This window comes from Moorena producens 3L (assembly GCF_000211815.1).
Classification (GTDB): Bacteria; Cyanobacteriota; Cyanobacteriia; order Cyanobacteriales; family Coleofasciculaceae; genus Moorena; species Moorena producens.
On record NZ_GL890934.1, the window covers coordinates 56922 to 79166 of the forward strand.

Sequence of the window (22245 nt, forward strand, 5' to 3'; positions counted from 1 at the left end):
ACCCTGGCAACGGCTGGGTCTATACCCGATAACTGACCTGAAACAAAACATAGGTTGCTGGAAATATCGCCTCGGTTTAGCCGTCAGAGTAGGCCTCTACACTTGTCTGACCTTCTTAGTTATCCTTATTTAACTCGCGATTGCACACTGTCATGGTCTGTAATCATTTGAATCGATGGTAAGTCTGGGTTTTGCAGGTCAATGTAAGCTATTTTGCTCTTTTGTGTGCGCTTCGGCAATTCTCGCATCTGATCTAGAACTCTCAGTTGGGTGGGGAAGCTTTCACTGTAAGGACCTAAATGTACATTTCCTAACTCGGTTTTCAGAATTAAGTTGGCTGGATTTCGCCAATCGATCTCGAAAACTTTGACAGCCGAATGACTCACAGCTTGATAAACATCGAACCAGTAAGGGCGATAAACGGAATTTTGACCAATCACTTTCAAGTTCGGCAACTGCAGATTGGCCGAGAGTGGTTCGTAACTGCTCTTGGGGCTCCAGATCCCTTGCTCATCGACTAAACCCAACGTTGGGGTAGAGTTTTTAGTTTTTCTGGTTTGGGGCTTACTCTGCTCAGCAATAGCCACTGGTTGACGCTCTCTAATTTGTATTGTCAATCCTGGTGGTATGAGTTGACGGCTAACTAGAGCCGAAGCAATAGGAGCTTCAGATTCCAAAAACTCGGCAAGGACGTGGGGTTGTACTTGCAGTAAAGACTGGGGATAGGATAAAGGCAGCAGGGAGCGTATCGCTTCAGCAGAAAGCCAATAATTCCCTTGAATCTTGATTTGTTCTGGCTGACGAATCATCCAATCTGGTAAAGTTATTGCCCAGAGTAAACTTCCAGCGATACCGCCCACCAAAAGTGTACGCCAAATCTTTTGATAAAATTTAATGCGGCGTGTCCGTCGCAGTTGTTTGCGTCGATTAGACAATTGTGATTCAGAGACTGATGCGATGTTGCTCATCTACTACCGATCAATCGACAGAGTACATTTATGACTTGAAGTAAGCCTGACAATTGGCGTGTGGGCGTTTGCGCTGCGGCGCGATCGCTTCACGCCAATCTACCCAAAAATCTGGGGAACGACAAGGTTTGAACTTTGCAATTCCTGACTGAGCACCAAATACTTTTTTTAATTTAACCACTACTAGGTTCCCACGTTTTATACTTAACAGGTTCCATCAGCCTGATCGGAAAAGGCATTGGTGCCTAATCAGTCCTCTATAGTTAACTCATCCCACGTACCTTAGTCGTGGGATGGGTCAGTGATTAGGGATTAGTCTTTTACAAAAGACTAATTACTGGGGACGCTTTCTATCTCACCCTGTTGAAGGAGTGGGCTTTCTAACCGCCTTCTGTAAACCACAACCATCACCACAACGGTGGGAGGTTAATTTATGGAACTGCATCTACCAAGATTTTTCAAAGCGTGTAACCCAGCTAAAACCTTAGATATGGGTAATCCAGAAGACCATCCATACTATATCGATTTTTCCGCTGTCAGGGGAGGAAAGATTATCGAAGCTTTAGGACGAACCATTACCCGTCTGTCACCAGATGAACCGACCTGTCAATTGTTTACTGGTCATATTGGCTGTGGTAAGTCTACTGAGTTGTTAAGACTTAAAGCCGAGTTGGAAAAGCAGCAATTTCATGTTGTTTATTTTGAGTCCTCTCAAGACCTAGACATGGTGGATGTTGATGTCAGTGACATTTTACTGAGCATCGCTAGGTCAGTGTGCGAAAGCCTAGAAGCTATAAGCATACAGCTCAGACCCACTTACTTTAGTAAATTATTTAATGAAATCAAAGACTTTTTGCAAACTCCGATCGAGTTTTCAACAGAAGCCGAATTTTCCGTAGGCATTGCCAAGATTACAGCCAGAAGTAAAGACAGTCCTCAGCAACGCCAACTGCTACGACAGCACCTAGAACCCCGCACCCAAAGCATTTTGAATGCCATCAACGAAGAAATTTTACAATCAGCGATTCAGCAGCTGAAGTTGCTTGGCAAAAAGGGTTTGGTGGTGATTATTGATAATCTTGACCGAGTTGATAATCGCTCGATGGCTTCAGGTCGTTCCCAGCCAGAGTATCTGTTTATCGACCGTGGTACTCAGTTAAGGCGTTTGAACTGTCATGTAGTTTACACTCTACCCTTGTCCTTAATGTTCTCCAACGAGTACGAAACTCTCAAAAATCGAGTCGGTGGTGGTGTGGCTCCCAAAATTTTGCCCATGGTGCCCATACAGTTAAGGGATGGTCGTGACTATCCAGAAGGTATGGCACTGCTGCGACAGCTATTGCTAGCCCGAGCTTTTCCAATGGTTGATCCTCAACAGCGACTAAACCTGATTCCACTAGTATTTGATAGCCCAGAAACCCTTGACCGGATGTGTCGCATTAGTGGCGGTCATGTCCGTAACTTGTTAGGGTTGCTCTATAACTGTTTGCAACAGGAAGACCCGCCCTTTTCCACGAGTTGTTTAGAGGGTGTGATTAAGGGATACCGAGATGATTTGACTCTGGCTGTTGAAGATGAAGAGTGGAAGTTGCTATCTCAAGTCGTGCAACAGCAGTCCGTCAAGGGGGAACAAGAATATCAAACCTTGTTGCGCAGTATGTTTGTCTATGAATACCAAGATGAACAAGGGCGCTGGTTTGGGATTAACCCAGCGTTAGCAGAAACAGAAAAGTTTCGGTCTCTAGTTCTTTGACAAGGCTAAAATCCCTTGAGTTCCAAGGGATTTTGCCAGAGAAGGGGGTGTAGGGTCGTCAGGTTCAGGGTGCAAAGTTTGGGGTGTTCTGGAAAATTGAGATGGACTATTGATATCGAAATTAGAACTAAACCGAATTTATTAGTTTGCTCAGAACACTTTTGCTTATCATTTTTTTGTTACCTTACCTGTCAATCACCCTTTTCTTTTTGAGGGGGAACTTCAGTCTCAACCCTTGGTATGACATTAGTTTAGCCTTCAGGTTCACCCCCGTCAGGTAAGGTACATCCCCTCATGTATAACCTAGCACTTACCACCTACTACTTGGTTCAAAGGGACAAATTTTCTCCCTAATTGAGTTGAAAACTAATCTAGTCAGGACAACCGCAGCCTTTACAGGTAGAGCTGGGGGGGCGACGATATGGCTTGAAACGATTGATACGTCAAGAGTGTAACGATCTGTGATAGAAAAAGATAGGTCTCAAATTGTCAATAAGACCTATCTGTTGCAAATGTTACCCTTATTCTATCAAAAGCATCTTAAAATTCAACTAAAGTATCGTAATTTTATTTTATTAAATATTTTAGTGATGCTTGTACAATCAATCAAAAGAGTTAGCATAGAAAAGTTAGCAAATGCTTTACCTCTTGGAATAAAATTTGAAAGTATAAGAAAAAGAATTCAGCGCTTTTTGTCTTTACCAAATCTAAGATTTGAAACTATTTGGTTTCCTATCATAGCTAGTATACTAGAAACATACTTTGAAACAGATGAACTAGTTTATATAGCAATTGACCGTACAAATTGGGGTAAAATAAATCTTTTAGTAACTAGCCTGATTTGGGATAAAAGAGCATTGCCAATATACTTTACTTTGATGCCAAAATTAGGTAGCAGTAATCTTAAAGAACAGAGCAGTCATCTATCAACAATAATTCCCATTTTTAAAGATTATAAAATTTGCCTATTGGGAGATAGAGAATTTTGTTCTGTTAAGCTAGCGAAATGGTTGTCAGAAAAGTCTGTATACTTTTGTTTACGTCTCAAAAAAAATGAGTTTATTGAAGTCAAAAAGAAAATTTGGATTGAGTTATCAAATCTTGGGTTAATACCAGGAACTTCATTCTTTATTAAAGGAGTAAAAATAACTAAAATAAAGGGATTTAGCACTTTTAACGTTGCATGCAAATGGAAGCGTAATATTTCCGGATTTATCCCCAAAGAAGGATGGTTCATTATGACAAATTTAAATTCCTTAGAATTGGCGATTGCTGCTTATAAGAAACGGTTTGGCATTGAAGAAATGTTTAGAGATTTTAAAACAGGAGGCGATAATTTAGAAGACACTAATGTCTATGGTGATCGGTTGATTTCGCTAATTTTATTGATATCAATAGCCTATACTTCTGCTACCATTCAAGGACAGCAAATTAAACTAAAAGGAATTCAAAAATATATCGGCAGAGTAAAAGAAGATGGCCGTTCACAACGACGACACAGTAGTTTTTATATAGGATTATATGCTCAAAATTGGGTCAGTTTTAGCGATGAGTGTATTAATTTAGTACGAGAATTAATGAGACTTAATCGTAATAAATGGAAGTATTATTTACGAGGAATGAGAGCTAAATCGCTTGTCCTGTCTGCTTTATAACTATTTTCGTCGCCCCCCCAGCAGGTAGAGTTACTGGGGAAATCCTGATAGTTCAACAGTTTTACCTGTTTTCGTCTAGGAACTTATAGTGTTTATCACAGTTATGAGGTACAGTCTTCTTTGAAGCTGATTCCCTGTTAGGTGCGCTTGACCTTGGCGAATTAAATTCGCCACGGGTCGCACCTGAAGATGCAGCGCATCCCTATTACCTATTACCTATTACCTATTACCTATTACCTATTACCTATTACCTATTACCTATTACCTATTACCTATTACCTATTACCTATTACCTATTACCTATTACCTATTACCTATTACCTATTACCTATTACCTATTACCTATTACCTATTACCTATTACCTATTACCTATTACCTATTACCTATTACCTATTACCTATTACCTATTACCTATTACCTATTACCTATTACCTATTACCTATTACCTATTACCTATTACCTATTACCTATTACCTATTACCTATTACCTATTACCTATTACCTATTACCTATTACCTATTACCTATTACCTATTACCTATTACCTATTACCTATTACCTATTACCTAAAATCCCGAAATTGTGTACCTCATAGCTATGAGAATTGCTATATAGTTCCACCCCACTATAAAAAATGAAAAATTCCGGGAAATCACTGATATCCCGGCTAGGGACTTGAGGAGAAATAAGTGAATTTATCATTGCTATTAATAATTTTAATTAAATATATTTATCAACTAAGTAGTAGTAATTACTGAACTATTTATCAAGGTAATTATGATAGACGTTTTTCTTGAGTAAGACCTGATTATGCTTATTGTTTTTTATAAGTGAAAACCCATACTTACCGATAAGTTCTGATAGTAATCTTACTATCTAGAGGGTAAATCACCCTAGTAATAGGGAATTTCTGTACCAGTAGGGGTCAAAAGGTTAGTGACATGAAGCAGCAAAATCCCCCAGAAACACTAGCCCCATACAGTGCTCGCTCTCTATTAAGCCTATCCCGGGCAATAATGTTCTCCCAAGGAGAATTTGCACTGATTTTGGTGCGATGCAACTACGAGTTATTTAGGAAGCAAATATGGCAGTATGTTCGAGAAATTACAGAGCTCACCATAGGTGAGCTAATTCTTAACAAGTCTAGTCAAACTCTATTTAGTAATATTTTTACCACCCAACAGTATGGGACAACATCTGCCCTAATGGTATCGGGTCTAGAGTCAGTTGATGGCATCAACCAGGTACTACTTTCAGCTAACCAGGTGCGAGATGAATTGCCCAAATGCTTAACCTGTCCCTTAGTGGTATGGGTAACTGACAAGGGACTTCAAAAGTTGATCAGGCTTGCTCCATATTTTAAAAATTGGGCTACTACCTCGATTCGGTTTGAACTTACCATTGACCAATTACTCGCTTTATGTTACAAGACCACAGATGAAATTTTTGCCAGTATTTTGGCTAAAGACTTGGGAGAGTTTTTGCCCAACAAGGTGCTTTCTTTAGCTTCCGATTGCCCCCGACGCCAAGAATTTGAGTGGGCATTACAGGATTTGCAATCTCATGACATCAGCGTAGATTCTGTCCTACTAGCTAGCAAGCACTTTATTCTAGGGCGAGATGCCTTTGAAAATGACCAGATTAATCTGGCCTTGGAGCATTATCAGCAGAGTCTAAATTTTTGGCAACAGGATATAGGAGAATGGGCAGGCTGGTTGTGCAGTGAGGCTCCCCATTCACATGAACAATATTATAAACCGGTTAAACAGGTAAAGGGATTTACAACTATCCAAGCCAGAGCTTCGAGGAAGAGAAAAGAGGGCAAAAGGGACACAGGTAACTGTTTCGACCAACGTCTCGGACAAACTAAGCACTCAATCCCCCCCTTCTCTCATCCCCCCCTCACCCCTTCAGGTTTAGAACGGCTTGGTTTAGTGTTCTATCACATCGGCTTGTGCTATTGCCGTCAAGCCCAGTTGCAAGGCTCCATCGGTTGCCATCAGTGGGAGCAAGCCCAGAAAAGCTTCTGTACTGCCATTGAGGTGTTTACTACAACAGGACGCTTGGACTTGGTGGCTCAGTTGACCATAAAACTGGGAGAAGTCCTACAACACCTGGAAAATTGGACAGAATTAGAAGCTTTAGCGCTAGCGTTTCTGGCACAGCCTCAAACTCAAGATAAACCAGTTCAGCTCTCTCGAGCCTATGGCTTTTTGGCAACAGTTGCCTATGAGCAATCCCATTGGAACCGTGCTATAGACTTAGCCCTCACAGCTGTGGGTACTCTGGAGACATATCAGCCGACTCTCAACGCTCAAAAGCTTTGCCACCGAGGTTCCTATCTGCTGCTAGCGGCTAGATCTGTGCGTCAGCTGGGCAAGCCAAAATCTGCGATTAATTATCTTGAACAAGCCATAAACCTCAAAACTATCGAGCCCAATCCTCTACAGCAGCAGCCTCAGCTGTTCATGGAACTGTTGGAGGAATTGCGTACGCTCTACTTCGAGCAAAAAGCATACCAACGAGGCTTTGAACTTAAGCAACAAAAACGCTTGATAGAACAACAGTTTAGGTTTTCTACCTTTGCTGGTATGGCTCCGTTACAGAGTGTCGGGCCAAGTCGAGAAATTGATGCAACGATTACCAAGAAAGGTTTTTGTCCATCAGCCCTAGAAATTGCAGCCGCTGGACGTCAAACCGATGTCAATAGCCTGCTCGAACGCATTAGCCGCAATGACCACAAACTAACCGTGATTCACGGGACTTCTGGGGTTGGCAAGAGTTCCCTGATTAATGCTGGTTTACTTCCTGCACTTAGCTCCAGAATTATTGGTGCTAGACAAACTTTGACGGTGGTGCAAACGGTTTACAGGAATTGGCTCGGTGAGCTGGAAAAACGTCTAGACCTTGAATTAGCAAGTACAGTCCTCTTCAAGTTTAAAGATGCCAACCTTTCACCTTCAACCGTTCAACCAACCCCAAGGGAACGCCTAGGGCGAACAACCTACCCCAAGGGAACGCTTACGGCGAAAGCCATTCTCGATAAGTTGTATCGGTGTTCCCAGCATAACTTATTAACCGTCCTGATTTTTGACCAGTTTGAAGAATTTTTTTTCCTTGCCACCGACTTAGGGCAACGGCATCAGTTTTATGATTTTTTAGCCCAGGCTCTCAATCTCCCCTTTGTAAAAATAATCTTGTCTATGCGAGAAGATTATCTACATTACTTGTTGGAATTTGAGCGCTATAAGGATCTCAGTGTCATTAACAACAATATCCTGGATCAGAAGCTGCGTTATCACTTAGGGGATCTGTCCCCAGAGAATGCCAAAAACGTTATTCACTCCTTAACAGCAGTATCTCAGTTGAAGTTAGAACCTGCTCTAATCGAGGCACTGCTAAAGGATTTAGTCACCAATACGGGAGTGGTGCGCTTAATTGAGTTACAAGTCGTGGGTGCTCAGCTACAAGCGGAAAAAATTACTACCCTTCCAGGATACCGAGCTTTGGGAGATGACCCCAAGACAGTTCTAGTAGAGCGATCGCTTTCCCAAATTATCTATGATTGTGGGCCAGAGAATGAAGATGCCGTCTGGGAGGTTTTATTCTCCTTAACCGATCAACGAGGTACCCGTCCCTTAAAAACCCAAGCTGAGTTAGCAGTCTCCAATGGTAACAACGCCACACTAACTCAAATCCCCTTGATTTTGGAAATTTTGGTAGGTTCTGGTTTAGTCTTCCGAGTGCCAGAAACACCACAAAACCGATATCAGCTAATTCATGATTATCTAGTTCTACCGATTCGTCAAAAATATAAGCAACGTACCCAATCTAATATTAAAGTACGGCTAAAACAAAGTGAGAGTCAACTGTTGCGGGTTCGTAAACAACGATTGCGTGCCATTGCCATTAGCACAGTGATGGCAGTTTTAGCAGTGACCAATGGTGGGTTGAGATGGCGAGCCGAAGCTCAACGAATCAATGCTATGCTTAGTGCGCTGAGTGCCTCTTCAGAAGCTCTTTTCGTGTCCAATAAAACCTTTGATGCTTTGCTCGAAGGGTTAAGAGCCGCAAAAAAACTACAGCAGGAAGAGCAGCAATATCTACCATCTCGAACAGTAGAGGCAGATACCCGTCTACAAGTAATCACAGCTCTGTCCCAGGCAGTTTATTCAGTTTCCGAACACAATCGACTGGAAGGACATAGTGATATTGTTTCGAGCATCAGTTTTTCCCCAGATGGTCAGTTTATTGCCTCCACCAGCCGCGATAAAACGGTAAAACTGTGGCATCCTGATGGCAAGTTAATCCAAACAATTGAAGGTCATCAAGATAGTGTAACCAGCGTATCGTTTAGTGCAGATAGTCAGTTAATTGCCTCTAGTAGCTGGGATGGCACAGTCAGACTATGGCGTCAAACTGGGGAGCTAGTCAGAACAATTACCACTGATGCTGGTCATATATACAGTGTCAGTTTTAGTCAAGATGGCCAGATGATTGCTGCAGCTGGCAAAGATAAGAAAATTCGATTATGGACCGTTGATGGCCAATTAATTAAAACCTTTTCCGGTCACCGGGGTGTAGTGCGGTCGGTAAGCTTTAGTAGAGATGGCAAGATCATTGCTTCTGCTAGTGCGGATAACACCATTAAGCTGTGGAGTCAATCGGGAACATTGCTAAATACTCTTAGAGGACATAGCGCTCAGGTTAACTGTGTAGTATTTAGTCCAGATAGTCAGTTAATTGCCTCCGCTAGCGACGATCAAACGGTCAGGTTGTGGAGTACCAATGGCAAACTAATCAAAACCTTTCCCAAGCATCAGCGATGGGTCCTAGGTGTTGCTTTCAGTGCTGATGGTCAGCTGATTGCCTCTGCCAGTGATGATAATACCGTGCGGCTATGGAACCGTGAAGGCACTTTAATAAACACCTTTAAGGGACACAGCGATGGGGTTAGTGCTGTCAGTTTCAGTCCTACTGAGCCCTTTAGTTCTCAAGACAACCTAGCCCACAGCAATTCTCATATCCCTCTACAACCATCCAACCCTCAAACTGACCAACTGATTCTGGCTTCAGCCAGCCACGATAAAACTATCAAGCTCTGGAGTAGTATTAATCAGTCTCACGTGATTTTAAGAGGGCATCAAGATGATGTACAGGATGTAACCTTTTCTCCAGACTCTCAACAGATTGCCACAGCTAGTAATGACAGAACTGTTAAGCTTTGGGATCGCAACGGTAAGCTGCTCCAAACCTTGACAGGGCATCATGATCTGGTCTATAGCATTAGTTTGAGTGCTGATGGTGAGCTAATTGCCTCCGGTAGTCGAGATGGCACCGTGAAACTCTGGCATCGTAGCGGTACTTTGATTAAGACAATAAAAGCACATCAGGACTGGGTATTGAATGTTAGTTTTAGTCCTGACTCGAAGCGGCTCGCGTCTGCCAGTCGGGACAGGACAGTCAAAATTTGGGATCGCACTGGTAAATTGATTCATACCCTCAGTGGTCATAGTGAGCGGGTTAATGCAGTTAAGTTTAGCCAGGATAGTAAGCGATTGGCATCGGCCAGTGATGATAAAACTGTAAAGCTGTGGAGTGCTGATGGGAAACTCCTGAAAACACTACCAGGTCATCGCAATTGGGTTTTGGATGTCAGCTTCTCACCTGACAACAAGTTCTTGGCAACCGCTAGTTATGATAACACACTGAAACTCTGGCGCAAAGATGGCACTTTACAATCAACCCTCAAAGGCCATACTGATAGTGTGGCAAAAGTCCGTTTTAGCCCCAAGGGCAAAATTTTGGCAACCAGCAGCTGGGACAACCAGGTTCAGCTATGGCGCTTCGACGACACCCTGATCAAAACGTTGAAAGCTGGTGAGCATCGCGTCACAAATCTTAGCTGGAGCCATGATGGAACAGCCTTGGCAGTGGCTAGTGAAGATGGGACAGTGGCCATTTGGAATTTGAATTTAGACGATCTGCTAGATAAAAGCTGCCACTGGCTAAGAAATTATCTCCAAAACAACCCAGAGGTCAGAGAAAGCGATCGCCAACTTTGTCAGCTGATGACAAACAGCTATATAAAATCGAATAATTAGTAGGTTCGAAGCGGTAATGTTAGACTGGGAAATGGTGAATAGGTAATCATTGAACAACTAACGATGAAAACCAATGACCACAATAATTTTCCGGAGGGGAAGTTGGGTGGGAGGAAAATTAATAATATGGGACTGATACCCCCAGCTTCCTTATCCTTAGTCAGGATAGGTTATTTCTTGAAATCCTAGCTAGATGGGATTATGGTGGTGTGGTGTGGTGGTATGATGGCCTGATTAGCTAATGAGGTTAGTATGGATAAATAATATCCTCACGACCCTAATCAACAACACAGATGACCCCTAAAAGGCTATAGCCATAGGGGTATCTTAAAAGGGTTAGACTACCCAAAATTGAACAAGGGGGTGTCAGTCTCAGATTGATTTGCATAGGAGCTGTCTGGCATCCCCGTTCGTTAGATTTAACTTAGCTCCTTTGCATTAGTTTCCCGACCTTAAGCGAAAGGATTATGGTAATTACAAAACGTGGCCTGGTTCTTGGTGCGACAGCAGTAGTCCTAACAACTGTAGCAGTTACAGGAGCTGGTCTTCATCTATCTCAAAGTCAGGCTTTCTTTCGCGAGAGTCCTAAGGAGCTAGTTGATGAAGTTTGGCAAATTATTAACCGCAGGTATGTAGATGCTACCTTCAACCAGGTTGATTGGGAAGAAGTTCGCCAAGATTATCTGAATCGGTCTTACAGCAGCAAGGAACAAGCCTACAAGGCAATCCGGGAAATGCTAGAGCCCTTGGACGATCCTTACACCCGGTTTATGGATCCCGAAGAGTTCAAGAATATGCAGATTGATACATCTGGGGAATTAACTGGTGTAGGTATTCAGATTGCCCTGGATGAGGAAACAAAAAAGTTGATGGTGATTTCCCCCATTGAAGATACCCCAGCTTTTAAAGCGGGAATCCTGGCGAAGGATATCATTATCAAAATTGATGGCAAGAGTACCGAAGGTATGGATGTCAACGATGCAGTACAACTGATCCGAGGCAAGCCAGGGACTTCCGTGACTTTGACCATTCAGCGAGGCCAAAAGGTAGTAGACTATCCGATCACACGAGCTAGGATTGAAATCCACCCTGTAAAGTATAGCTATCGGGAAACTTCAGATGGTTATGGCATCGGCTACATTCGCCTTTCTCAATTTAGTGCTAACGCGGCCAAGGAGATGGGGGAAGCAATCCGAAAGTTAGAAGATCAGAACGTTAGTGGCTATGTTTTAGATCTCCGCTCTAACCCTGGGGGGCTACTTTATGCCAGCATTGAAATTGCTCGGATGTGGTTTGATTCTGGTACGATTGTGTCAACAGTTAATCGAATCGGCAAAGCCGAATACCAGAAAGCAATTAATCGCTCTCTGACTAATAAACCATTAGTGGTACTGGTGGATGGTGGTTCAGCCAGTGCTAGCGAAATTCTTTCGGGTGCTTTACAAGACAATCAACGTGCCATATTGGTAGGAACTAAGACTTTTGGTAAGGGCCTAGTCCAATCCGTCCGAGGGCTTGGAGATGGCTCAGGTCTGGCAGTAACTATTGCTAAGTACCTTACCCCTAGTGGTCGCGATATTAATAAGTCTGGAATTGAACCAGATATTGTGTTTGAGCTTTCGGATGAACAGCGTAAAGACTTGCAGAAAAATCGTGACAAAGTTGGCACCTTGGAAGATGCTCAGTATGCCAAAGCGTTTCAGATTTTGATGCAGGAAATTGCTGCCAAACAAGGCTCAAGGGCAGAAGGTAAAGCTCGTTAAGCCTTAAACCTTTCACTGATTGAGAGTGGGTCGAGTGTGGCAAGAGATGGGAGATTTTATGTTACCAATTCTCCCAACTACTTCTAATTGGTAATTGGTAATTGCTAATTAGTAATTGGTAATTAGTAATTGGTAATTGGCAAACACACTACGGTTATAAATTAAGATATTTTACTGATCCGAGATTCCTTGTTCCCCTTTCCCTTTCAAGGAAAGTATGATGTCGTAAGTTTATGTCTTAGTGTTATATTTGGTAAGTTATCGGGCTTTCCAAGTAGTGTATTCTGAGAAAAATTTTTGCTATTCCAGACTTAGTATACATTGAGTCAGCATTGTTTTGATGGAGCGGTCTTGTTGATAATTGAGACCGTTTTTTTTGTACCACAAGTCAGAATAATTACCAAATCATGAGGATCCTAGCCCGGTTCGTCGTCAGATCAATTTCCTTACTGAGCAAAAAGTAGAGACGTAGTATGCTAAATCTCTACTGGTCTGAAACTTTACTGAATCTTTATCAAAAGCAAACTGATTTGGTATTAATCTATGTAATTAACGTGAGTTAGTAAAAATGCCTAATTCCGTAAAGAAATAGGGGGTTAAGTAGATTCATGTCATTTAACCTCATAGTATTTTTTGATATCAAAAATATACCACTTAATTAACCAGCATATGACTACCTCAAAGTCGATGAAAGAAAAATCAGTCCCTTTCATTCGAGCAGCAGTTGTTGTTTTAGGAACCTCAGTTGCTTTACAAGCCACTGCTTTAGAACCGGTGAGTGCAGCGACTTTTTCTGTAGGAAATAGCACTGGTGGTTTATTTGTAGCCGACTTTTTCCCACCAGGAGAAATCATAGATTTGCCATTTCCGGGTCAAAGTTTTACGCCCAATGTACCAGGTGATGCGGGGAGTGGCACAGCTCCCACATCCGGTTCGGTTTTGTTAAACTCATTTACCCTAGGCACTCAAAATTCGGGTATTGCCTATGTCTTTGACTCGCGATTCACAGGTATTCCTGCTGATTTATCCAGTCAAACGGTAGGAGTAAATGGTTTATTGGGGAGTAGTACCTCAGTCAGTAACGGTACATATAAATTTGCTGAAAATGGGCTCAAACTGGCTGACGTATCAGCAGAATACTTTGTTTATATAGATACCCGAGTAAACTTTGAGTTGGCCCAAGGAAACCCCTATACTGGTGGGACTGGGTTTGCTGCTGAAGACCCGATTAATCGTGATCCAACCTACATACTGGGGAGCGAAGCAGGGTTGGATGACCCGGATTTAGTGTTTTTTGCTAATTTGACCACTGTACCAGAACCTGTTTCAGGGCTGGGATTATTGGCCTTAGGTGCTTTAGGTACTGGTTTAACCCTTAAGAAAAAGCTAGTTTAGTTTGCCTCACAATCTAATTAGCTACAATAATTAGTCATACAAACCCCACTTGCTTCTGTTGTGGGGTTTGTTGTAAGCATTCAGCCCTCAGCTAATTGGCTACAGATGGTGCTACTTGAGGTGCTATCACCCATCTGAGCCTACTGATCAAAGAGGCTAGACTATCAATGAACCAACGATCAGCAGTAGTCCAGTTGAATAAAACTGCTGGAGACTGCGGAGCACTTGGCAATAGCGATCGCTATTTCCAAAAATCCGTGCCACCCAATCAGGGCCAGGGAGATGCAATAACTCTTTCCTCAGCTTTGCCTTGTAACTAAGCAGGCTTTCGGCTTCATCACCCAACCAGGATTCAATCGATTGGGATGTGGTAAGGGTAGCAGTCATAACCATAAGAGTTCATAGAAAAGTCACTCTACTTTTATTTTGACAATTTCTGATTGGGAAAGGGGCTTTAATAATAACTAATAATAACTGACTACTTACAGCTAGTTTGTGGATAATTTGTATTTCTATGGTAAGCCTCCATACAAATGACCCCTAAAAACTGATAAAAAATTTACGAATACTTCACCCTAAAGCTGGTATTATCTATACTCAGTTGTGTAACTAAATAGGGATAATATAAGTAAAGTTGTCGAAGAAGTACAACTGTTAACAAAAAAGCTAACCAAGAGAGGCGTGAGTGATGGCAACTACGACCATTTCCCAACGTGACCTTAACGCTCTCAGTGCAGAGGACGTTGCCAAGTTGGCTGCACGTCTAGAGCTGGATGATTACTCTAGCGCATTTGAAGGACTCAAAGATTGGCATCTGCTGCGGGCACTGGCGTTTCAGCGTCCAGAGTTAGCAGAACCCTATATCTACTTACTGGACATAGAAGCTTACGACGAGGCGTGAATAAGGGTAGAAAAGTTTTAATTGGTGTATGTGGGGGCATCGCTGCCTATAAAGTTTGTGAGGTTGTTTCTACCCTATTTAAGGCGGTCACTGAAGTAAGGGTAATTCTAACCCAGGGAGCTGAAAAATTTATCACTCCTTTGACTCTAAGTACCCTCTCTCGCCATCCAGCTTATACAGACAACGTATTCTGGCAAGCAAAGCACGAACGCCCGGTGCATATTGAATTAGGGGAATGGGCAGAAGTATTGGTGATTGCTCCTCTGACCGCTAATACCTTAGGTAAGTTGGCTTATGGCTTAGCAGATAACTTACTAACCAATACGGTTCTAGCGTCTAGTTGCCCTATTTTGTTGGCACCAGCGATGAATACAGATATGTGGAAGCAGCAGTCAGTGCAACGAAATTGGCAACAGCTGTTAAGTGACCCCAGGTATCATAGTGTTGGTCCAACAGCAGGACGGTTAGCATGCGATCGCATTGGTGCAGGACGGATGGCAGAACCAGAGGAGATAATCGCCTCTATCCAATCCCTGCTGTACACTGGTGGCAAACGAGACTTAACCGGTAAACAAGTCTTAATCAGTACTGGTGGCACTCGGGAATATATAGATCCAGTACGCTTTATCGGGAATCCCGCCACAGGCAAGATGGGACTAGCCCTAGCCCAAGCTGCCAGAAATCGGGGAGCAGTTGTCACCCTAGTTCATGGACCGGCTACTTGGGAAGCACCGATGGGTATCCGGACAGTTCCAGTAGTTAGTGCTACTGAGATGCATCGGGCAATGCTAGCAGATTTTCCCAATGCTGATTTGATTGTGATGGCAGCAGCGGTAGCAGATGTAACCCCCGGAATCTACCAGGATATGAAGATACCGAAGCATGGACTTCCTGCTGCTCTACCCCTAAAACCGGTGCCAGATATCCTAGCTGAATTGGGACGACTGAAACAGCCCCATCAGTACTTAGTTGGATTTGCAGCACAGACTGGAGATATTATCAAACCTGCGTTACAAAAATTAAACAAAAAGCGATTGGATGCAATTGTAGCTAACCCAGTTGACAAACCAAACGCTGGTTTTGGCAGTGATACCAACCAGGCAATTTTGATTGATAAAACAGGACGGCATCAACAGATTAATCGCTGCACTAAATTAGAGTTAGCTCACCGTTTATTTTATTTTATCCAAAACAGTCCCGAGGACAATAGTAATGTAAAGTATCAAATAATTACTAGATAACTAGTATTACTATAAGTAGTCGGACACAAGTTTTGGGCTCTTTGTAAAGTTTTGTAAGCACAGCCAAAACGCTTCAGGGTAAGCGCAAGAAAAAATTGCCCATAATGTGCATTGGCTGGATATCGGTTGAGCGTGGCTCGAAACCCCTATAATCTGGTAGAACTTTATTCTCAATAGAGTTGGCTTGTTGATAATAATGCCCTTTTTTTCTCAATAAGCTACAGCTTATTGATTCTTGCGCTTACCCTGCCAAAACGCTTGTGGCACAATAATAAATAATAATTAGCCTTGTTGTTACATTTATTAATACAGAACTGTTAGTGATCTACTTTAAACTAGTAGATATAATAATTCCAATCAAAAATAGACTTTTTGTATTATGTCTACACGTTTATCTACTACTCTTATAATTCCACTTATTGCCTCGGGACTATTAACGGCATTCCTTCCTAGAGCAGCTAGGGCAGAAAGACCTACCTGGGGTACTGGTTCTGGTTGGTCAGCTGTTAGCACAACTAGCCGGACAGCTTGTGAATTAAAAGCACTCGAAAAATTCAAAAAGTACGAAGCTGCAGGAAAGTTACAAAACGGAACTGTAAGACGTTTGCGAATGTCTGGTGTAGAAGGTCGAATGCAGGGTAAAGATGCAATGTTCGTTTTACTTTGTGCCCCTGATGGAGATGCTGTCTATGTATTCGACGTTTGTCCTGTGAGTGTTTGTAGAGAAAGTTCAGTAATTAATTTGCGTAATGAATTGGGTCAAACGATGGTTTGGTAATAACGCCCAAGAACATTTGTGTTGGCTTACGCTATCGCGATGCTGTTGGCGAAATATAACTTCACACGCTGAAACCCTTGTGATTTAGCGATCACTCATCAAACCATTATGTAGTTTTGTTAAGCGAATAACAGCATAATAATGCTTTCAGAAAGCGCGGTTTTATACACACTATGTTCGGTAGAGTCCCTTTTTTTTGAGTTATGACCCGATTTTGAAAACATCGGGCATAACTCAAAAAATTGGACGGAATTGACCGGTGATATCGTCTTATAGATAAGGATACTAAAGACAGAACATAAAATTTTTTCCAAAGTCCAATCAACTGTAAATCAATAGCAATCCTAAATCAATTGAGAGAATGTTTGTTCCCTGTTCCCTACTCCCTGCTCCGAAGTCCCTGTTCCCTTTGCTAAACTAATTAGCTCAATGTTTCCACTAACTTAGCTACTCGTTCTTTAATTTCATCTCGGACACGGCGAAACGTCTCTAGTAGTTGCCCATCAGGATCATCAAGCTGCCAATCTTCAAACACATCTCGTAATACCCAGGCTTCTGGTAAATTAACACCACAGCCGCACAAGGAAATTACAGCATCATAGTCTTCAGCCTTGAAATCCTTTAAAGGATTAGACGTCTGGTCTCTAATATCTATATTAATTTCATCCATTACTTGAATTGCTGTAGGATGAACTCGGCTTGCTTCTAGTCCAGAACTAGTAACAGAAATCTTTCCTTCTCCTAAGGTTCTAGCAAACCCCTCCGCCATTTGAGAGCGGCAGGAATTTCTTTTACAAACAAACATGATTTGTTTCATAGTAATTTGTTAGTTTTTAGTTGTTAGTTTTTAGTTGTTAATTTTTAGCTAGCTATGGTTTTATTGAATATCCCTAAATCCATGGGAAAGTTGCCGATAGGCAATCACAGCTAATTGCGCTCCTACAATTGGGGCAACCCAATAAATCCATTGATGTTGCCAAATTCCAGCTACTACAGCTGGCCCCAATGAACGGGCTGGATTCATGCTGGCACCGGTAATTGGTCCGAAGCAAGCTGCTTCTAATGCTACGGTTAAGCCAATAGCCAAACCAGCAAAGCCAATGGGAGCACGGCGGTCGAGACCAGAGCCTAAGATGACAAACATTAAGATAAAGGTGAGTACTACTTCCAGGACTAAGGATTGAAACCAGTTCCCTTGTAGAGGCAGAGTTGCGCCAAGATCAGCAACATACCCCAGTGTCAACAACAGTAATGTTGAAGCAGCGATCGCACCAATGCATTGAGCCAGGATATAAGGTAACACCTTGCGAGCGGGAAAAAAGCCACTAGCCCAGAAAGCAAGAGTCACAGCTGGGTTAATATGGGCATCGCTAATATGTCCTGTGGCATAGATTAAAGCAGCGACCACTGCTCCAAAAACAAAACTGACGCCCAGATGAGTTAAGGCTCCACTAGTGATGTGATTAACCATGACAGCACCAGTGCCAAAAAAGACTAAGATAAATGTAGCCATGCCTTCAGTTACTGCCTCTCGCCAGCAATGGGATATTAAGGGCCCGAGAGTTTGTTTGGGTATCAGTTTGCGGATTCTCATTTAAAGGTGATTTAATTTATCCACAGCAGGAGGATGTCACAGTATTGGATTCCTGCTGAGAATTGTCGGTAATCTTGAGATTCATCTCGGGTGAAGTATCTTCGACGTTCACCACAAATACTTCCCAGCGGTTACCATCTGGGTCACTTACCCAAACTTTATCCTGGATGGCATAGCAACAGTGAGTGTTCTTTTCCTCTAACACCTCTAGTCCTGCAGCTTGAAAACGCTTGATCTGAGCTTGTACGTCTTCTGTCGTTTCAACCTGTACACCTAGATGAGATAATGTCCCACCAGAGTCCATGTTGGGGTTTAGTTCTAGGGTGAGATTGAGGGGCGGATTTGCCAAATCAAATTTGGCGTAGTCAGCTTTGTATTTAACTGGAGATACACCAAACATTGCCTGGTAAAAGGTGACAGATTTGTGAAGGTCAGTGACATTCAGGGAGACATGAGTTTTGAGAGTAGCCATGAAGAACCCTCCTGTTTTACTAATTAGTTAATCCTAATATATCAAAAAAAATTGATTTATTGCTTAAACAATAGTTAAGCCATCGGCTGAATTGGCTAATGGTATTGGGCTAATGGTATTAGGTACATCAAAAGCAGTCTAGACCCTAAGCTAGTCTGAGCAACAACTACGGGTAGGTACCATCACAGCTGTGCGACGAAATTCTGCCAAATATTGCTCTAAAACCACAAACTGGGGCAAATTCAGGCTGTAGTACATCCACCTTCCCTGTTGGCGGGGGCGAATCAGACCAGCTTGTTTAAGGGTTTTCAGGTGAAATGATAGTTTTGATTGCTGGACATTTAAGCGATCGCATAAATCACAAACACACAACTCTTGCGATCTCAGTAGCTCAATCACTGCCAGGCGCAGGGGATCGGAAAGAGCATGGAAGCCAGCGAGGATAGTAGTGGAGTCTGGAGCAGAAGTGGCTTGCATCAATTTTTATTGAATTATTCTGTGGGTTGGACATCGATAAATTTAAGTAATCGCACTTTTGGTTCAGATAGATTACTATACTTCTTAGCTGTGTCTTCTATTTGCTTCAGTTGTCCTAGTGCTTTGCTACAAGAGAAACCAAATTGAGCTTTGACGCGATCACTACCATCGTTAAGCGCAGTTCGAGATAGTGCCACAAATTCCGACAGAGAATAGTCTTGCTCAGCATTAAAATATTTCTTGACTACTAGAGAAGGAGAATAGCAAAGTTCCTGATAACCATCAGGCCATTCAATCTGGAAGTGAGTTTCAGGCATCTTCTTATCTGATCGGATTTTATATTTTAGACTTGGAATTTTTTATTTAATTAATTATAACGATAAACTTGAACAAAGACTTGCCGTCCAGTCAAGGGCTAACCTCTGCTTCCTTTTGCTTTTAAAAATACCCTTTCCCGCATTTACAGCGACCAATTTCAAAAATACTAAACTGAAGTTTCTGGCAATATTTCTCAGTCAACCAGATCCGGTATAATTGGAATCTGTGGCACACATATAACGTTTAGGCGACCCATGTAGCGGTCGCGGTTATCGGTAATTTGTGGTATTGAAAACACTAGCAATTGTTAAAAGTCTTTAACAAACTCTGAAACAATCTCATCCCATCGATATTGCCTAACATCGGATCAGCTGCTCGTTCTGGATGGGGCATCATACCCAAAATTTTGCCAGTGGTATCACAAATTCCGGCAATGTTATTTAGGGAACCATTGGGATTACCTATTGTCTCTATCTCTCCTGAAACAGTAGCGTAACGAAACAATACTTGACCATTGTCTTCGAGAGCTTTGAGAGTTTCAGCATCAGCGTAGTAGCGCCCTTCACCATGGGCAATAGGTAGACTTATAATTTCTCCTGGGTGATAAGCTGTAGTCCAATATAAATCATTGCGCTCTACTTTAACTGGAACGCGATCGCAAATAAAATGTAAGTCCCGATTTCTGACTAATGCCCCTGGTAACATCCCCATTTCGGTCAGCATCTGGAAGCCATTACAAATGCCCAAGACAAATTTACCCTGTTTAGCATGGTCTACCACCATTGGCATCACTGGAGAAAACTGAGCAATTGCGCCACAGCGCAGGTAATCCCCATAGCTAAAGCCCCCAGGGAGTACCACCACATCTAAGTCAGAAATATCGGTTTCTTGATGCCAAACCATCCTGGTTGGACATTGGAGTAAGCTAGTTGTAACATAGGCCATATCGCGATCGCAGTTTGACCCAGGAAAGACCACCACCCCAAATTTCATGCTTCCACTCCTAGTTGTGCTGACATCTCAACCAATTCAAAGCGATAATTTTCAATAACTGGGTTGGCTAAGAGCTGGTCGCAGATCTGATTCAATTGCTCTCGCGCCGTATCTTCATTAGCAGCACTCAGCCTCAGTTCGATATATTTACCAATACGCACCTGTTCTACACTCTCGTAGCCTAGCTGCTTCAGTCCTGACTCAACAGCTACACCGGCTGGATCCAATACGGAATTTCTAAGTGTAACATAAATAGAAGCCTGATATTTTTTAATCACAACTCTCCCCTTTCACTGTATAATGATAATGGATATAATATCAAGGATGAACGATCAAGGATTAAAAAAGTCTATCAATTAGGTTACTGATAGGTTACTGAGCAACTAGTATTTTTTTGAGCTAGTATTTTTTGAGCTAGTATTTTTTTTAGCTGCCACAGCGTGTAACTAGGGCTAGCCTAATCCTGGGATTTGGGCACAGCCGCGATCATTATTGCTCATGATCCGTTGATCATTAATCCTTCTTTACAGTTTGAACCAACAAGCACCATTAACATCAAAAAATTTCTAGGATATTAAAAAAAGATTAATGAAAGGCCAACGCACCCGCTCCCAAGAGCGAATTCTGAAACTGCTCACAACCTTGAATCGGGCTATGTCGGCCCAAGATCTTTATGTCGAGCTGCGCAAACGTAAGCAATCTATGGGTTTGGCTACAGTTTACCGCGCTTTGGATGCTTTAAAACTGGAAGGAATGGTGCAAGTCCGGACTCTTGGTAGTGGAGAATCCCTCTACAGTGGTGTACAAGAGGATCAACATCACCTCACTTGTCTCAATTGTGGCATGTCTATTCCCATTGAGGAATGTCCCATACCTCAATTACAGAAGAAGTTGCAAAATTCTTATCAATTCACTATTTTTTACCATACCTTGGAATTTTTTGGATTATGTGAACAGTGTTCTGTAACCAATGCTACAGAATATCAAGATTCAGAATGAGATAATACCGTAATCACCTAAAACAGCCCTGCTAACAGAAGCTTGGTGATGCTGGCGACGCCCTTACCTAACCAAAGACACCATATCAGTACAATGTACAATGTTCCATTGTACACAGATTAACTGTCGTCTACATCATTAACATAAAAAGCTTAAAAAGCTTAAAAAGGGGTGATAAGTACTGTAGAGGGATAGTCTCAATTGGCTTTTGCCAGACTTTCAGCCTCGAAGGTGCTAATTGATTTTAACAGGTGCTTGTGTTATGGCTAATATCAGGGAAGTTGTACAAAAAGCACTCAAAACTCGCTATTTGAGTGTGACAGAAGAAGATAAGCTACGGCAGCTTCTAACCAGAAAATATCCACTGGAAGACTTAAATGCCTTCATGAAGCTACAGCTAGCTGTGATGAATGGTTATGTTAAGCAAGAATCTCGTGAGATGTTCTGTTCCAAGGAACTTTCTCAAGGGATTTAGCTAAGACCGCGATTCATCCCACACCTCAATGCGCATTGAGGTGTGGGATGAATCGCGGACAGGAACTGTGTTGCATAGGTTGAAGAATGCTATAATGAAAATAGTAGGGAAGACAAATTAAGAGCTAACCGCCACCTACGTACCTCAAAATTGAACTTTTTTGTGTTGTTCCGGTGGGTCGGGGCATCCCGGAGACGAAACCTTACAATAGGGTTTGAAGTTACCGTAAGATAAGGTCGCCTTTTTGGGTTGTAGGTTATGCAGAAAAGGTTTAAAACTATTGTTATAAAGGCGACCTGATCTAAGGTTTCGTCTCTTGCCTTAATCATAAAGTTTTAACTCTTTTACCCATAGCCGAC

20 protein-coding genes and 1 pseudogene are annotated in these 22245 nt (G+C 42.3%); 11 read left to right on the plus strand and 10 right to left on the minus strand.

All coding sequences use genetic code 11. The annotated features are described in order from the left end of the window. Positions 1–125: 125 nt before the first annotated feature. Both LYNGBM3L_RS18675 and LYNGBM3L_RS43885 read right to left on the minus strand, forming a co-directional pair. Positions 126–968, minus strand: coding sequence for a cell division protein FtsQ/DivIB (locus tag LYNGBM3L_RS18675; protein ID WP_008186505.1), 843 nt, complete (start codon positions 966–968; stop codon positions 126–128). 28 nt (positions 969–996) lie between these two features. Further along, positions 997–1149 (minus strand): hypothetical protein, encoded by a 153-nt coding sequence (locus LYNGBM3L_RS43885; RefSeq protein WP_154659848.1) that lies wholly within the window; start codon positions 1147–1149, stop codon positions 997–999. Between the two features lie 252 nt (positions 1150–1401). Here LYNGBM3L_RS43885 and LYNGBM3L_RS18680 point away from each other — a divergent pair, with 252 nt between their 5' ends. The 6 genes from LYNGBM3L_RS18680 (at position 1402) to LYNGBM3L_RS18705 (ending at position 13638) form a co-directional block, all read left to right on the plus strand. Further along, on the plus strand, positions 1402–2721 hold the full coding sequence (locus LYNGBM3L_RS18680; protein ID WP_008186506.1) for a P-loop NTPase fold protein: 1320 nt from the start codon (positions 1402–1404) through the stop codon (positions 2719–2721). A 512-nt stretch (positions 2722–3233) separates the two neighbouring features. After that, on the plus strand, positions 3234–4376 hold the full coding sequence (locus LYNGBM3L_RS18685; RefSeq protein WP_044492478.1) for an IS4 family transposase: 1143 nt from the start codon (positions 3234–3236) through the stop codon (positions 4374–4376). Positions 4377–4565: 189 nt separating this feature from the next. After that, positions 4566–4946 (plus strand): hypothetical protein, encoded by a 381-nt coding sequence (locus LYNGBM3L_RS45910; RefSeq protein WP_008186507.1) that lies wholly within the window; start codon positions 4566–4568, stop codon positions 4944–4946. A 371-nt stretch (positions 4947–5317) separates the two neighbouring features. Further along, the gene (locus LYNGBM3L_RS18695) at positions 5318–10480 is read left to right on the plus strand and encodes a WD40 domain-containing protein (RefSeq protein ID WP_008186508.1); all 5163 of its coding nucleotides are present in this window, start codon (positions 5318–5320) and stop codon (positions 10478–10480) included. A gap of 467 nt (positions 10481–10947) precedes the next feature. Further along, entirely contained in the window at positions 10948–12243 is a 1296-nt protein-coding gene (gene ctpC, locus LYNGBM3L_RS18700; protein ID WP_008186509.1) for a carboxyl-terminal processing protease CtpC, read from the plus strand. Positions 12244–12930: 687 nt separating this feature from the next. Next, on the plus strand, positions 12931–13638 hold the full coding sequence (locus LYNGBM3L_RS18705; protein WP_008186510.1) for a hypothetical protein: 708 nt from the start codon (positions 12931–12933) through the stop codon (positions 13636–13638). 159 nt (positions 13639–13797) lie between these two features. Here the strand turns inward: LYNGBM3L_RS18705 and LYNGBM3L_RS18710 are convergent. Continuing rightward, positions 13798–14025, minus strand: a pseudogene (locus tag LYNGBM3L_RS18710) (class I fructose-bisphosphate aldolase); the annotation flags it as partial. A gap of 301 nt (positions 14026–14326) precedes the next feature. On the opposite strand from LYNGBM3L_RS18710, the gene isiD reads away from it, so the two are divergent. The 3 genes from isiD (at position 14327) to LYNGBM3L_RS18725 (ending at position 16558) form a co-directional block, all read left to right on the plus strand. After that, on the plus strand, positions 14327–14539 hold the full coding sequence (gene isiD, locus LYNGBM3L_RS18715) for a protein IsiD (protein ID WP_008186512.1): 213 nt from the start codon (positions 14327–14329) through the stop codon (positions 14537–14539). Next, entirely contained in the window at positions 14536–15780 is a 1245-nt protein-coding gene (coaBC, locus tag LYNGBM3L_RS18720; protein WP_008186514.1) for a bifunctional phosphopantothenoylcysteine decarboxylase/phosphopantothenate--cysteine ligase CoaBC, read from the plus strand. Before isiD ends, coaBC begins: the two co-directional genes overlap by 4 nt. A 379-nt stretch (positions 15781–16159) precedes the next feature. Then, a complete protein-coding gene (locus LYNGBM3L_RS18725) occupies positions 16160–16558 on the plus strand; it encodes a hypothetical protein (RefSeq protein ID WP_008186515.1) in 399 nt (132 codons plus the stop codon). 421 nt (positions 16559–16979) lie between these two features. On the opposite strand, the gene arsC is transcribed toward LYNGBM3L_RS18725, so the two are convergent. From arsC to purS, 7 genes are all read right to left on the minus strand, one after another. Beyond that, positions 16980–17375 (minus strand): arsenate reductase, glutathione/glutaredoxin type, encoded by a 396-nt coding sequence (gene arsC, locus LYNGBM3L_RS18730; protein ID WP_008186517.1) that lies wholly within the window; start codon positions 17373–17375, stop codon positions 16980–16982. Positions 17376–17435: 60 nt separating this feature from the next. Beyond that, positions 17436–18152 carry an MIP/aquaporin family protein gene (locus LYNGBM3L_RS18735; RefSeq protein ID WP_008186520.1) on the minus strand — a complete coding sequence of 239 codons (717 nt, stop codon included), beginning with the start codon at positions 18150–18152 and terminating at the stop codon, positions 17436–17438. A gap of 16 nt (positions 18153–18168) precedes the next feature. Then, positions 18169–18624 carry an ArsI/CadI family heavy metal resistance metalloenzyme gene (locus LYNGBM3L_RS18740; protein WP_008186521.1) on the minus strand — a complete coding sequence of 152 codons (456 nt, stop codon included), beginning with the start codon at positions 18622–18624 and terminating at the stop codon, positions 18169–18171. A 150-nt stretch (positions 18625–18774) separates the two neighbouring features. Continuing rightward, positions 18775–19101: an ArsR/SmtB family transcription factor gene (locus LYNGBM3L_RS18745; protein ID WP_008186524.1), complete on the minus strand. Its 327-nt coding sequence runs from the start codon at positions 19099–19101 to the stop codon at positions 18775–18777. Positions 19102–19115: 14 nt separating this feature from the next. After that, the gene (locus LYNGBM3L_RS18750) at positions 19116–19418 is read right to left on the minus strand and encodes an MSMEG_0570 family nitrogen starvation response protein (protein ID WP_008186527.1); all 303 of its coding nucleotides are present in this window, start codon (positions 19416–19418) and stop codon (positions 19116–19118) included. Positions 19419–19716: 298 nt separating this feature from the next. Continuing rightward, a complete protein-coding gene (gene purQ / locus LYNGBM3L_RS18755; protein WP_008186529.1) occupies positions 19717–20412 on the minus strand; it encodes a phosphoribosylformylglycinamidine synthase subunit PurQ in 696 nt (231 codons plus the stop codon). Continuing rightward, a complete protein-coding gene (purS, locus tag LYNGBM3L_RS18760; RefSeq protein WP_008186532.1) occupies positions 20409–20690 on the minus strand; it encodes a phosphoribosylformylglycinamidine synthase subunit PurS in 282 nt (93 codons plus the stop codon). Before purS ends, purQ begins: the two co-directional genes overlap by 4 nt. Before the next feature lie 310 nt (positions 20691–21000). On the opposite strand from purS, the gene LYNGBM3L_RS18765 reads away from it, so the two are divergent. Both LYNGBM3L_RS18765 and LYNGBM3L_RS18770 read left to right on the plus strand, forming a co-directional pair. Beyond that, positions 21001–21411 (plus strand): Fur family transcriptional regulator, encoded by a 411-nt coding sequence (locus LYNGBM3L_RS18765; RefSeq protein WP_008186534.1) that lies wholly within the window; start codon positions 21001–21003, stop codon positions 21409–21411. 262 nt (positions 21412–21673) lie between these two features. Further along, positions 21674–21886 carry a hypothetical protein gene (locus tag LYNGBM3L_RS18770; protein WP_008186537.1) on the plus strand — a complete coding sequence of 71 codons (213 nt, stop codon included), beginning with the start codon at positions 21674–21676 and terminating at the stop codon, positions 21884–21886. The last annotated feature ends 359 nt before the right edge of the window (positions 21887–22245 follow it).